The organism is Rahnella sp. EDr1-12 (assembly GCF_049206505.1).
GTDB classification, from domain to species: Bacteria; Pseudomonadota; Gammaproteobacteria; order Enterobacterales; family Enterobacteriaceae; genus Rahnella; species Rahnella rivi.
On the sequence record NZ_JBLZNY010000003.1, the window covers coordinates 359,479 to 373,201 of the forward strand.

Below are 13,723 nucleotides of genomic sequence, written 5' to 3' on the forward strand. Positions count from 1 at the left end.
TTGTGCTTATCTTTTGCATGCCAGCTTAGATTCAGGAATACGCAGCATACCGGTCATCGTGGCAATTTCAGCAAACGTAGACGTGTTTTCTTCCACGAAGATGGCAATACCAGGTCATCAAGGCTGAGCGCTCGTAAGGGAGGAGTCTTCCTCAGACGACGTGGTCGATTTCCGGGAAATTAGCATTCATAATAACATCTTTATTTTCCTTTAATATTGAGTTTACGTTTGAATTTTTCGCATTCAATTTCCGGCCATCATGCATAGATGGGCCCGGATGATAATTTTTTCCGTCTATATTATTTAGTATTTTATGCTCCGACCCATGATTTTGGCTGGCTCCTTCCCGCGAAATACGCCGATAAAGCAATACACGCACTTAAAACACTGCACAAACAAAGATAGGCATTCAGGGCTGTTTCCTGGGGGAAATGATCCATCATCACACTCAGCGAAAACGGCAGCCAGTTACCCACGTATCCCACAATGTAAAGAAGGTTTATCAGGTGGTGCCGCTGACTCTGTCTGGCGACCACATTAACGATAGTGGCGGCACCGACCAGTATTGCCCCATAGGCGAATCCTTCGAGCATCACGGCTATGAAAAGAAGGAAGGGATCCGTTGTGTATACACTGCAGAGGACGAGCAAAACCGCAGAAAGTTGGGTAACAATTCCGATTTTCAGCGACGAATAATGGTGTTTTTTTCTCATCACTATCTGGGTGATACCTGCAACCAGCAGGAATACCGACAGTGAATAGCTTACCAGCTGCACGCTGGTAACATTGAAGTAGGTGCGGGCGAGGGTGGGTCCCTGGGACATAAACGTGGACGCCATCGCCCATGAAAGAAATATGGCCATGCAGCAGACGATGACGTCCCGGAAAGAGAGTACCTTATGACCTTGAGCTTTGATATTTTTCCGTTCACCGGTTACGGGTGTACTGTGCCTGTTAATCATCAGACGACTGCCCCTGATCGCAAATACTGACGCTGTAACCAGAATAAAAAGAATTACGTAGGGAGCCTTAAGTACATAAAAACCGCGATGCACGATTTCCCCCGTAATTAATGGGCCAATAGCCTGTCCAAGGATCAACGAGGCAGAAGCCGTCAATGCCGCAGTATTACTTACTTCCGTATCAAATAATTTAATCAGCGAGCGGTTAATATAGGCCATTAAAATACCTGAACCCAGACCGGTAACAAAACGGCCTAGGATAAGTATCATAAAGTTATCTGCAAGCATCATCAGTAGTGATGACAGCAAAACGCAGGCCAGACCTGCATACAGGGGTTTTGTATACAGCTCAGGCCTGATGTTAACCCTGGCGGTAAATGCAAGCGCTAAAAGGACTCCAGCCGCGTAGACGCCAAAAACCGCCATTATTTGAGAAGCGCTGAAACCATATAAACTGATGTATACGGGATAGAGAGGAGTGGGAAGACTGCTGCTCAGCATGCCGGAAAAGAAAGCCATGGCCAGTGCCATCCCTGCATGCGATGTTTGTTTGTCTGACATAGTAATATCTTCTGTCCTGGGAAATGGATTCGTTCTGTAAAAATCCATAAAACAGTAACACGATCCCTTAGCGATGGGATTCGAGCAGCAGGAATACCCACTGTGACGTATTTTCACAGTGAGTATTTAAATATGACCTTGGGGACAAGTAGTAAGGGGCTGGCTGAAAATTCAAATGCTCCAGGGATGCAGGGCTATCTGTTTTTCCATGAATTCAATAAAACAGCGGATGCGCGGGCTGAGATGCTGCCTTTTCGCGTAAATTATATAGAGCGGCTCTCTGACAGGAGACTGGAATGCCTTCAAAAGCGGTATTAATCTTCCTTCTCTGATATCCCGGTGAACGTGAAAGTCAGCCAGGCGGACGATACCTTCTCCCTGAATAGCCAGATCTCGCAGCAAATCGCCCTGCGACAGTGAGGCAACCGGTTTAACTGGGAATATAATGCTCTGATTGTCTTCGGTGAATACCCACTGGTTCCAGTGGCTATCGAAATTAAAGTGGAAACAGCGATGCTCCATCAACTCACGGGGATGGGAGGGTATCCCGTACCTGGTGATGTAGGCCGGCGAAGCGCAGGTAATCCACTGACTCTCACCGATACGACGGGCGATACGGGAAGAACTCGCAAGTACACCACCATAAATGGCGAGATCCAGCCCTTTATCAAAGTCATCCCGGTAAACCGGCCCCGTTTCAATATCAACGTCGAGGTCGGGGTAGGCGTCAATAAACGCGGGCAACCATGGAAGGATATGATAACGGGCGAAGGTGGTCATGGTACGGATTTTCAGCTGCCCGCTGATGCGTGATGGCATATCTTCTGCCAGTGAATCAGCCTCAGACATTGCGTCAACGACTGCCCGGGCACTGTTAAGATAAACGTGCCCCTCTTCGGTCAGCGTTAACGTTCTCGTCCCGCGATGAAAGAGCCTTACCTGTAATCTCGCCTCCAGCCGGCTGATGAGTTTACTCATTGCTGAAGGCGTCAATCCGTTTGCCCGCGCGGCGGCAGAAAAATTGCCGTATTCATACGCCCATATAAATGCAAGCAACTGATTATAATTATCCATTATGTCCCGGGTTATTTATGTGAAGATGTTTAGAGCTTCCGAGGCAGGAACCTGAAAAATTTTCATTTGTAGCGTCTGACCATCAGGAACGGCGCTGATGACTTTTCAACCGAAAGTAAGTTGCCCGAGAAATGCCGGTTTTCTCCATCACCAGCTTAATGGGAGTATCAAGGTGAATAAGTTCCAGAGCCATTCCCGATCTTTGATGAGGTTTTCGCCCAAACTTAACTCCTGCCGCCATCGCGACCACTCTGCCCTCGTTGGTACGCTCTAATATTCGTTCGCGTTCCGCCTCTGCAACAGCGGCAAGGATCTGAATCACCATTTTCCCCATCGTGCCTTCAGTACTCAGTCCATTCTCCAAAAATCGAATGGCTATTCCCTTTTTATAGCAAGCATCAACAATGTGGATCATATCTGCGGTATTGCGGCCAAGCCGGTCCATTTTGGTACAAATGATGATGTCGTCTTTTTCCGCTCGGGCAAGTAGCCGTTGTAGTCCTTCGCGTTCGTCCGTGGCTCCCGACATCATATCAGTAAAAATTCGATCATCTCTGACACCTACAGATTTCAGCTCTGTGATCTGCGCCGTCAGTTTCTGATGGCTGGTTGATACTCTTGCATATCCCAGTAATGCCATATTGGTCTCACAAATCGATATTGATACTGCGTAGTATCATAAGGCATAAATCACGATTTTTGATACTCATGTTTGAAGTCGTTTTGAGAGGTATCAAAACTTATAATATTTGAGATGGTAAAAAAAAGAACAGAACTCCCGTTTACGAAAGGATGCGCAATGAGTGATGACTTTCTTACCAGCGAACAGACAGAAAACTACGGTCGCTATGTGGCAGACCCAAATGAGGTTCAGCTGGCTCGGTATTTTCATCTGGATGAGCGTGACCTTGCTTTTATTAATCAGCGACGGGGAAAACATAACCGGCTGGGGATTGCACTTCAGCTGACTACGGCGCGCTTTCTGGGAACGTTTCTTCCTGATCCCCTTCAAATTCCCTCATTCATCCGTTTTTACATTGCGGCACAGTTGAACATCAGCCGACCAGAGATCCTTTCCCGGTATGCAGAAAGAGAAAATACCCGCTGGGAGCATCAGGGGCTTATCAAGCTCTATTATGATTATCATGATTTTGGTGATTTCCCCTGGTCATTCCGACTGAAGCGTTTGCTCTATACTCGCGCCTGGCTCAGCAATGAGCGTCCAGGTCTGCTGTTTGATTTTGCTACCGCATGGTTGCTGCAAAATAAGATCCTGCTACCCGCAGCCTCGACTCTGACAAGGCTGATTGGCGAAGTACGCGAACGGGCAAGTCGACGATTATGGCGAAGGCTGGCTTTGTTGCCTGACAGCTGGCAGAAAACACAACTGGACGGTTTACTTGAAATACCTGAAGGGCAGCGTATATCGGTGCTGGAGGAGATGCGAAAAGGTCCTGTCACTATCAGTGGGCCGTCATTTACAGACGCCCTGGAGCGATATACCCGACTGCGTAGCATGGAGTTTTCCCGGCTGAATTTCTCCGGTCTGCCTGCCATCCAGCTGCGGAATTTGGCCCGTTATGCCGGAATGGCTTCGGTGAAATACATTTCAAGAATGCCTGACGAACGGCGACTGGCCGTGCTTACTGCGTTTGTGAAAGCACAGGAAATTTCGGCGCTTGACGAGGCCGTGGATGTGCTGGATATGCTTATTCTGGATATCACGCGTTCTGCAAAAAATATCGGGCAGAAAAAGCGGCTCAGAACCCTAAAAGATCTTGATCGTGCCGCGCTATTACTGGCACGGGCATGCACGTTATTACTTGATGAGAACACCGATGAAGCAGCTCTGCGGCAGGCTATTTTTCGCCGCATACCAAAGGACAAACTGGCTGAATCCGTCGGCAAGGTAAATGAGCTGGCGCGCCCGCAAGATACTCATTTTCAGAATGAAATGGTGGAACAATATGGACGGGTGAAGCGCTTCCTGCCCGCGATGTTGCGTGACTTACACTTTCAGGCCGCCCCAGCCGGGGAGCACACGTTGTCAGCAATCCATTATCTGGCCGAACTGAGTGGCTCAAAAAAGCGAATTCTCGACGATGCACCAGAGCAAATCATTTCCGGCCCCTGGAAACGTCTGGTCTACGACAGAGATGGTAGGATTCTACGAGCGGGTTACTCGTTGTGCCTTCTCGAGCGCCTTCAGGATTCTTTGCGCCGTCGTGATCTCTGGCTGGAGAACAGTGACCGGTGGGGGGACCCGCGTCAAAAATTGCTTCAGGGAGCTGAATGGCAGGCACAACGCATCCCGGTATGTCGGGCGCTGGGTCATCCATCAGACGGAACTAAAGCAGCAGAACAACTGGCTACGCGGCTTGATGACACATGGAAATCAGTGGCTTCACGTTTTGCCTGCAACGCAGCGGTCAGCATAAGCAATGAAGGTAAGCATCCCTCACTGACGATTAGCAATCTGGATAAACTGGATGAGCCACCGGCACTGATACAATTGAATCGTCGGGTAAGAGAACTGATCCCTCCGGTTGATCTGACTGAGCTGTTGCTTGAAATAGATGCCCGAACCGGTTTTACCCGCGAATTCAGCCACGTCAGTGAATCAGGTGCTCGGGCGCAGGATCTCCAGGTCAGTCTGTGCGCAACACTGCTGGCAGAAGCCTGCAATATAGGGCATGAACCCCTGATAAAGCATAATATTCCCGCGCTTACTCGCCATCGTCTGAGCTGGGTTAAACAAAATTATCTCAGGGCAGAAACGCTGGTCAGCGCTAATGCACGGCTGGTTGATTTCAGTCCACGCTGCCGCTCGCGGGGTACTGGGGAGGTGGTGAGGTTGCCTCCGCAGATGGTATGCGTTTTGTCACACCGGTTAAAACGGTTAATTCCGGACCAAATCGTAAATACTTTGGTTCAGGACGCGGTATCACCTGGTACAACTTCGTCTCCGATCAGTACTCCGGTTTCCATGGCATTGTGGTTCCCGGTACGCTTCGTGATTCCATCTTTGTACTGGAAGGGCTTCTGGAGCAGCAGACCGGGCTGAATCCGGTAGAAATTATGACGGACACGGCAGGATCCAGCGATATCATTTTTGGCCTGTTCTGGTTACTGGGCTACCAGTTTTCCCCTCGTCTGGCCGATGCAGGCGGGGCGATATTCTGGCGGGCAGATAAAACGGCACATTATGGTGCCCTGAATGAGCTGGCCCGGGGATGTGTTGAACTGTCAAAAATAGAATCCCAATGGGATGAAATGATGCGAATGGCGGGCTCACTGAAGCTTGGGACCATCCATGCATCAGAGCTTATTCGTTCACTGTTGAAAAGTAGCCGACCATCTGGTCTGGCTCAGGCGATTATGGAAGTGGGCCGGGTCAACAAGACGTTGTATCTTCTCAACTATATCGATGATGAGGATTACCGGCGTCGGATCCTCACTCAGCTCAACCGGGGAGAAGGACGCCATGCAGTGGCTCGAGCCATTTGCTACGGACAACGTGGTGAAATTAGAAAACGCTACCGTGAAGGGCAGGAAGATCAACTCGGTGCTCTGGGTCTGGTGACCAATGCGGTTGTGCTGTGGAACACACTTTACATGCAGGAGGCGTTGTCACATCTTCGCAAATCGGGGGAAACACCTGAAGAGGAGCATCTGGCAAGATTATCGCCGCTGATACATGGCCATATAAATATGCTGGGGCATTATACGTTTTCGTTACCGGAAGATATTCTGAAGGGCGAGTTAAGACCGTTAAATTTCAATACAAACAATGAATTAAACTCTTAGCGTGGTTTTTTACATCATTGGACCTCGAACCCCAATCACGTGGAATCGGTATCACTGATGTACAACAAAATTACCTGGCACTACGTCGACGGCAATGTGAAGTACACCGATGAATGGAATGTCCGGTCATGAAAAATGTGGGGTTCGCGCCCCACTTTCACCGCACAATACACATCGGTTTCCCCGACGCGGGTTCGGGATAAATTTGCGCGTCGATATCGAACACCTGCGACAGAAGAGCCGGTGTCATGAGCTGTTCCGGTGTGCCCTGCGCGATAATGTTACCTGCGACCATCATCACCAGATAATCACAGTAACGGCTGGCCTGATTCAGGTCATGCAGCACCGCCACCAGCGTTTTTCCCTGCTGATTCTGGCTGCGCAGCAGGTTCATCAGCTCAACCTGATGGCTGATATCAAGATAAGTGGTCGGCTCGTCGAGCAGCATCAGCGGCGTGTCCTGCGCCAGTACCATCGCCAGAAACGCACGCTGACGCTGCCCACCAGACAGCTCGCTGACCCGCTTTTCGGCAAGATCCGTGATGTTCGTTTCCTGCATCGCCCGTTCGACGGCGGCATTATCCTGCTGCCCCAGCCTTCCCCACATATTTAGCCAGGGGCTGCGTCCATAACCCACCAGTTCACGCACGCTGATGCCTTCCGGCGCACTATGCTGCTGCGGCAGTAACGCCAGTTTGCGCGCCAGCTGGCGGCCAGGCAGCGCGGATAACGCTTCCCCGCCGAGATACAGGGTGCCGGATGCCGGGGTCAGCAGGCGTGAAAAGCATTTCAACAGCGTGGATTTACCGCAGCCGTTCGGGCCGATCAGCGCGGTGATCTTCCCGGCCGGAAGGGTCAGCGACAGGCCGTTAAGGATGTTTTTTTTGCCGTAACCGGCAGTCAGATTGTCTGCACTGAGTTGCATAATCAGCGGGTTCTCATTAATAACCAGAAGAAATACGGCGCACCAATCACCGCCGTTAATACGCCCGCGGGCAGTTCCAGCGGCGGGTGCAGGGTTCGCGCCAGCACATCCGCCAGCAGTAAAATCAGCGCCCCCACCAGCAGGGACGCGGGGATCAGCACACGGTGGCGGCCGCCCACCAGCTGGCGGGTCAGGTGCGGGGCGACCAGGCCGATAAAGCCCACCGGCCCGCACGCCGCAACGCTTATCGCCGCCAGCGCCACCGCCAGCAACAGCACCCACCGCTGCACGCGGGATACGCGAATACCCAGCGTCGCGGCACTGTCATCGCCGAGCGCCAGCACATCCAGATCGCGGCAAAACCACAGGCTCAGCGGCAGCAGAAGCAGCAACCACGGCGCGACGATCTCAACGAAATTCCAGCCACGTCCCCACAGGCTGCCGGTCAGCCACAGCAGCGCGCTGTTGATCTCCATCGGGCGAGACAGCATCAGGTAATCGGTCAGGCTGGCGTAAAAGGCGGTCAGCGCCACGCCCGTTAATGCCAGCCGCAACGGCGCAGAGCGCCCGGACACCAGCCTCAGCAGCACAAAGGCCGCAATCCCCCCGGCAAATGCCAGCGGCGGCAGCCACATGACAGAGAGCGAAGGCAGCAACATCAGCGCCCCCACCGAGGCTAATCCGGCGGCATGATTGACGCCGAGAATGTCCGGCGAGGCCAACGGATTGCGGATAACTCCCTGCACCAGCACGCCGGAAAGCGCCAGCGCTGCACCGATCAGTATTGCCAGCAGCGCGCGCGGCAGCCGGTACTCCGTCAGCGGAAAATGGTTGCTGTCAGCAGGTGAAAGCGCGAGGCGCATCTGTTCAAACGTCAGCGTGTGGGTGCCGTAGCGCAGGGACATCACGAAGGTCAGCAGCAGCAGCGCGCTGAGGATGAGGAATACCGTCAGCTGGCGGATCATGTGCGCGTCCTCACCAGCCAGACGAAGAACGGCGCGCCGATCAGCGCCAGCACCACGCCCGCCGGTAGCTCGCCCGGCCACGCCAGAAAACGTGCCAGTAAATCGGCCAGCAGCATCAGCGTGGCACCAAAGATCATGCACAGCGGCAACATACGGCGCAGGTCGTAGCCAATCCAGTAACGGGAAATGTGCGGCACCAGCAGGCCGATAAACGCCAGCGGTCCGGCGACGCTCACGCAGGCACCGACCAGCAGCAACACCATCAGATTAAGGGTCAGACGCAGACGCGGCAGGTTGACACCCAGCGTCTGCGCGCTGTCATCGCTGACCTGCAACAGGTTCAGGCGGCTGGCGAGCAGCAACACCCACGGCGCGATGATGGCGGTGAACGGAAACAGATGCCAGAACTCCGGCCAGCGGGCGTGCGCCACACCGCCGGCCAGCCAGCTGAGAATGCCGTAAGCGTGGTCTTCGGAGAGGATCAGCGTGGCTTTTGCCAGCGCGGCGCACAGCGCAGATACCGCCACACCCGCGAGGATCAACCGGCTGCGATCCCCGGCCTGTTGCCAGCCGCCGCCCATCAGCATGACGGCACCCCAGCTGACGCCGCCGCCAACTGCGGCCACCAGCGCGATGCTGAAACCGGAGAACAGCTGCGGGCTGAGCGCGCTGACCACCACCATCGCCAGCGATGCGCCCGCGTTAATGCCAAACAGCGAAGGCGACGCCAGCGGATTACGGGTCAGGGTTTGCAGCAAACTGCCCGCCAGCGCCAGACTCGCGCCCAGCAGCATCGCCACCAGACTGCGCGGCAGGCGCAGGTTCAGCACCAGCGCCTGTGCAAGGGAAACCGGCGGGCCGGGCAGCAAGGCGCGCAACGATTCCAGCGCGCCAATGGGCACCGCAGAACGGCAAAAAAGCGTCAGCCAGAAGCTGACGCTCAGAACGAGCAGAGGCAGCGTCCAGCGCCACCCCGCAAACAGGCGTTTCACTGCCATCATGGTGCGGTGTTAAGCGCCTGATGATGCAGGATCTGCACCGTGTCGCTGGCGATCTGTTCGGCGGCAAACAAGCCGCGCATCCGCGCCCAGACGTTGCTGTCCACCGACGCCACCTGTTTTTGCTGCGCGGCTTTCATCATCTGCCACAGCGGATCCTGCTGCCACTGGCGCACGATACTTTCCTGACGGTAATGCGCGACGATTAGCCAGTCAGGGTTGATCGCCAGCAGTTGCTCGAAGCTGATGTTCGCCAGCGGCTGCTGGTTCACCGGCTCCGGCACCTTCAGGCCGAGCGAGGTCAGCACGCTGCCGGTGTAGGAATCCCGCGAATGCAGGTTGAACTGCTGCTCGCGCGAGGTGCCAAACACCACCTGCGTGCCTTGTGGCAACTGCGCGGCAAACGCCTGCATACGCTGATGATGTTCCGTCAGACGTTGCTGCATTAGCGCATCTTTGCCCAGCACCTTGCCGATGATCGCCGCCGATTCCAGATTCTCGCGGTAGGTTTCGTTACGGGATTTCAGCAGCAGCGTTGGCGCAATGCCTTTCAGCGCGGCGTAAATGCCGCTGTGGCGGCTGCTGTCGGCGATGATCAGGTCCGGTTTCAGGGCGGCAATCGCCTCAAGGCTGGGCTGCGATCGCGTGCCGACCGATTGCCACACGCCGATGCGCTGACGCACCTGCGGCAAAATGCGGTCCGCATCGTTATCGTCGGCCACGCCGACCGGGCTGACATCCATCACCGCCAGCGCGTCCACAAAGGACAACTCCAGCACCACCACACGTTTTGGCGTGGGATCCAGGGTAAAGCTGCCCTGCTGATCCGTGACCGTCACGGCCTGGGCGCTACCCAGTGAAAAACATAAGCCAATAAAAAGCGCAAAGCGGGAGAAGAAAGACATAAAACCTCTGTGCGGTTAACAGGAAAAACCGGGCGCAGCGGCGCTACGCCCGGCGGGCATGGAACAATCAGAACTTCAGGGAACCCTGCATATACAAGGTGCGCGGCTGACCGGCATACAACCCTTTGTTGTTGTCGTCATAGGCGCGGGTGAAATATTCGTGGTCGAAGATGTTCTTCACGCCGAAGGCCAGATTCAGGTTCGCCATGTCTGCGCCAAACTGATAACCGGCGCGTGCGCCCCACAGCATGAAACCGGGAATGCGGCCGGTGCTGCCATCGGCACTTTCCTCAACGGTGTTAGCGTTGTCAGCAAACTGGCCGGACTGGTATTCGCTGTTGACGTTGAAGAACCAGTTACCCGGCGTGTAATCCAGCCCCAGCGTGCCTTTGCTTTTTGGCGAGAACGGCACCTGATTGCCGTGCGTATCGCCCTCTTCGCGGATCACCGCGTTGACGTAGGCATAGCTGGCGTAGGCAGAAACATTCTCCAGTGTCGGGGACAACTCTGACAGGTCGTAACGGATCTGGCTCTCCAGCCCGGTGTGACGGGTTTTACCGCGCGCCGTCACGCTGTCGGTGGTCTGGTTGGAGTCGTACTGATTGTTGAAGTTGATCAGGAACAGGCCGACTTCCGCTTTCACAATGCTGTTATCAAAGCGCGTGCCCAGTTCCCAGGTGCGGGCTTTTTCCGGCTCGATATTGCCGCTGTCCACCGCTTTGCCAATCTGGCTGTACTGCACGGTGCCGAAAGATCCTTCGGTGTTGCCGTAAATATTCCAGGCATCGTTCAGGTGATACACCACATTCAGCGCGGGCAGCGGCGCGTTGTAGCTGATTTCCTGCTTGGTGCCTTTGATGTAGTTATTCTGATACGACTGAATATGTTCGTAGCGCATCCCCGGCGTGATGGTCCAGTCGCCGACGTCGATACGGTCATCGACGTAAAATGCGTTAGCCTGCGTGCCGGACTGGGTATCGCGATCGTACGGGCTGTCGCCGGTCGGCAGGACGCCGGATTTGGCCGGGCTGTAATAGCGCAGTTCGTGGGTGGATTCGCTGACGTAGCGGTAACCTACGCCCACTTCATGCGCCGTCTGGCCGAGGTTGAAGCTCTGGCTGTAGCGCGGTTCAATGCCGCGTACCCAATACTGGCGCGGCGAAAGGGTCAGGTTTTTGCCCTGATCGAGATAGCCGCTGCGCAGGGTGTAGGTGTAGAAGCTCTGGATATTGAATTTATGCTGCTGATCCGGCTGATACTGATAGCCAAAACTCGCCAGCTGGCGGCGTCCCCAGAATTCATCGTAAGGGCGCGTGGACTGAAAACGGTTGGCGTTGTAATCGGCGCGGGACAAACCGCCCGGCATTTCAGCGCGGCCTTCGTAATATTGCAGCAGGCTGTTAAAGGTGTGGACGTCATTGGGCGCGTAACGGGTTTTCAGCATCACGTCGTCGATTTTGGTCGCACTGTGTTCACGCCAGTCGCTGCCGCGCGTGCCGGAATACAATAACGCGCCGCCGAGGCCGTTATCCGCCGTGCCGCCAATCATCAGGTTACCGGTGCCTTTCGGGTCGTTCTGGCTGGAGGTCGGGCTGTAAGTGCCTTCCGTTCCGGCTTCGATGCCGAAATCTTTCGGAATGGCGCGGGTGACGAAGTTCACCACGCCGCCGACGCTTTGCGGCCCGTAACGCACCGCGCCGCCGCCGCGCACCACATCCACCGCGTCCATGTTACCGAGCGAAACCGGCGCAAGGGAAAGCTGCGGCTGGCCGTAAGGCGCAAACGGCACCGGAATGCCGTCCATCAGCACAGTGGAACGGCTGGCGAGGCGCGGGTTCAGCCCGCGGATACCAAAATTCATCGCCATATCATGGCTGCCGGTGCCGTTATTTTCCGGCGCATTCACGCCCGGAATGCGGTTCATCACTTCACGCACCGTCGTCGCGCCGGTTTTGACAAAATCCTCACGGCGGATCACGTCGCGCGCACCGCCATGTTCAAAAACGTCGTTTTCACGCGCATCAGCCAGCCAGTCGCCGACCACGGTCAGGGATTCCGGCTCCTGAACCGGCGCCGAAATGGCCGCCAGCGTAAACGCATTGTTACCCAATGATCGGGCTTCCAGCCCGCTGTCTGCCAGCAGCGCCGTCAGGCCGTCATTGAGGGTGTAATTTCCCTGTAAACCCTTGCTGTGCTTGCCGCGCGTCAGCGAAGAATCCACCGACAGCGTGATCCCCGCCTTTGCCGCAAACTGATTGAGTGCGGTATCAAGATTGCCTGCCGCAATCTGATAGGGTGCAGACTGAACCGCCGCGGCCGCAGGCAGCGCGGTGATCAGCGCAGCAGGAAGGATCGCGCAGTGAATGGCCATCGCCAGTGGTGTTGTGTTGCCAAAAGAACGCAGAACGCGTGAGCGTGAAATGGACATACCCTCTCCAGATTTTATGTTTTTGCTGTGTGTTTTTTTCAGTGCTGCATAGGAGTCGGATGAGAATGCAAAAGGGACAATCGCGAATGCGATTATTTATCATTTTTATTTGCAGGCGGTATTACGGCAGCATTACGCGGGCACCACGTTCACCCAATAGCGGGTCAGGGTGTGGATCCTGACGGGTAACGTGCGCGAAAGAATGTTGAGGACCGCGTCGGTGTCGTTGAGCGGGAAAGTGCCGCTGATGCGCAGATTTGCAACAGCCGGGTCGCAGCTCAGATGGCCGTGACGGTAACGCGCCAGTTCAGCCACCACTTCCGCCAGAGGCCGGTCGCTGACGCTCAGCACGCCTTTGCTCCAGCTGCCCGCTCCGCCCGAAAGAGCCGTCACCTCGCCAAATGCGCTGGCGGTAAAACGGACGGTTTGCCCTTCGCTGACCTGCAAGCGCTGGCCCGGCAGCGTGATTTCCACCGCGTGTTTCAGCACGGTCAGGCGGGTCGCGTCATCAAACTGGCGGACGATAAATTCTGTGCCGAGGGCGCGCAGCATGCCCTGCTGCGTTTGCACCAGGAAAGGCCGCGAGGCGGGCTGCGTATCCTGCGCGGTGATGATGCTGATTTCGCCCTGATGCAGGCGGATCAGCCTCTCTTGCGGCGTAAAACGGATATCGGCGGCGCTGGCGGTGTTAAGCGAAAGTTGGGAGCCGTCTTGCAGACGCAGGGTTTTGATTTCGCCGGTGGCGGTGCGCGCATCCGCCAGCAGCCCTTGTCCGGCGGGCGTCTGCCACGCTTTCCAGCTGCCGCCCAGCCCGAGCAGCACCAGCAAACCTTTCAGCACGCGGCGGCGGGTGACCTCCGACTGCTGGCGCGCATGATTCAGCGTCTGATAACTGAAGCGGCCCGGCATGCTGTGCAACTGACCCTGTAAGGATTCCACCCGCTGCCACGCCCAGCGATGGTCTTCGTGCTGCGCCAGCCACCGTTGCCATTTCTGATTTTGTTGCGGCGTCACCTCGCCCGAGCACAAGGTGGCGAACCACTGCGCGGCCATTTTCAGCGCCAGACGCTGATTATCGGTAAGGGAGGAGGTCATTGC

At 55.4% G+C, this 13,723-nt stretch carries 9 protein-coding genes and 2 pseudogenes; 2 read left to right on the forward strand and 9 right to left on the reverse strand.

What is annotated here, in order from left to right; genetic code table 11:
• Positions 1-311: 311 nt before the first annotated feature.
• The 3 genes from ACO0U8_RS15445 to ACO0U8_RS15455 all read right to left on the reverse strand — a co-directional run bounded on the left by ACO0U8_RS15445 (position 312) and on the right by ACO0U8_RS15455 (position 3,237).
• Positions 312-1,523 (reverse strand): MFS transporter, encoded by a 1,212-nt coding sequence (locus ACO0U8_RS15445; RefSeq protein ID WP_421671151.1) that lies wholly within the window; start codon positions 1,521-1,523, stop codon positions 312-314.
• Between the two features lie 171 nt (positions 1,524-1,694).
• A complete protein-coding gene (locus tag ACO0U8_RS15450) occupies positions 1,695-2,597 on the reverse strand; it encodes a LysR family transcriptional regulator (RefSeq protein WP_133625267.1) in 903 nt (300 codons plus the stop codon).
• An 82-nt stretch (positions 2,598-2,679) separates the two neighbouring features.
• The gene (locus ACO0U8_RS15455; protein ID WP_133625266.1) at positions 2,680-3,237 is read right to left on the reverse strand and encodes a recombinase family protein; all 558 of its coding nucleotides are present in this window, start codon (positions 3,235-3,237) and stop codon (positions 2,680-2,682) included.
• Positions 3,238-3,396: 159 nt separating this feature from the next.
• Here ACO0U8_RS15455 and ACO0U8_RS15460 point away from each other — a divergent pair.
• Positions 3,397-6,404: pseudogene (locus tag ACO0U8_RS15460) on the forward strand (Tn3 family transposase).
• A 24-nt stretch (positions 6,405-6,428) separates the two neighbouring features.
• Positions 6,429-6,536 (forward strand): annotated as a pseudogene (locus ACO0U8_RS15465) (type VI secretion system tube protein Hcp); the annotation flags it as partial.
• 25 nt (positions 6,537-6,561) lie between these two features.
• Here the strand turns inward: ACO0U8_RS15465 and fecE are convergent.
• The 6 genes from fecE to fecR all read right to left on the reverse strand — a co-directional run bounded on the left by fecE (position 6,562) and on the right by fecR (position 13,720).
• Positions 6,562-7,329, reverse strand: coding sequence for a Fe(3+) dicitrate ABC transporter ATP-binding protein FecE (gene fecE, locus ACO0U8_RS15470; protein ID WP_421671152.1), 768 nt, complete (start codon positions 7,327-7,329; stop codon positions 6,562-6,564).
• Between the two features lie 2 nt (positions 7,330-7,331).
• A complete protein-coding gene (gene fecD / locus ACO0U8_RS15475; RefSeq protein ID WP_421671153.1) occupies positions 7,332-8,294 on the reverse strand; it encodes a Fe(3+) dicitrate ABC transporter permease subunit FecD in 963 nt (320 codons plus the stop codon).
• Positions 8,291-9,295: an iron-dicitrate ABC transporter permease FecC gene (gene fecC / locus ACO0U8_RS15480; RefSeq protein WP_421671154.1), complete on the reverse strand. Its 1,005-nt coding sequence runs from the start codon at positions 9,293-9,295 to the stop codon at positions 8,291-8,293. The genes fecD and fecC overlap by 4 nt, the downstream gene beginning before the upstream one ends.
• The gene (locus ACO0U8_RS15485) at positions 9,292-10,197 is read right to left on the reverse strand and encodes a Fe(3+) dicitrate ABC transporter substrate-binding protein FecB (protein WP_421671155.1); all 906 of its coding nucleotides are present in this window, start codon (positions 10,195-10,197) and stop codon (positions 9,292-9,294) included. The genes fecC and ACO0U8_RS15485 overlap by 4 nt, the downstream gene beginning before the upstream one ends.
• 67 nt (positions 10,198-10,264) lie before the next feature.
• Positions 10,265-12,625, reverse strand: coding sequence for a TonB-dependent Fe(3+) dicitrate receptor FecA (gene fecA / locus ACO0U8_RS15490; RefSeq protein WP_421671156.1), 2,361 nt, complete (start codon positions 12,623-12,625; stop codon positions 10,265-10,267).
• 132 nt (positions 12,626-12,757) lie between these two features.
• Entirely contained in the window at positions 12,758-13,720 is a 963-nt protein-coding gene (gene fecR, locus ACO0U8_RS15495) for a ferric citrate uptake sigma factor regulator FecR (protein ID WP_421671157.1), read from the reverse strand.
• Positions 13,721-13,723: the final 3 nt, after the last annotated feature.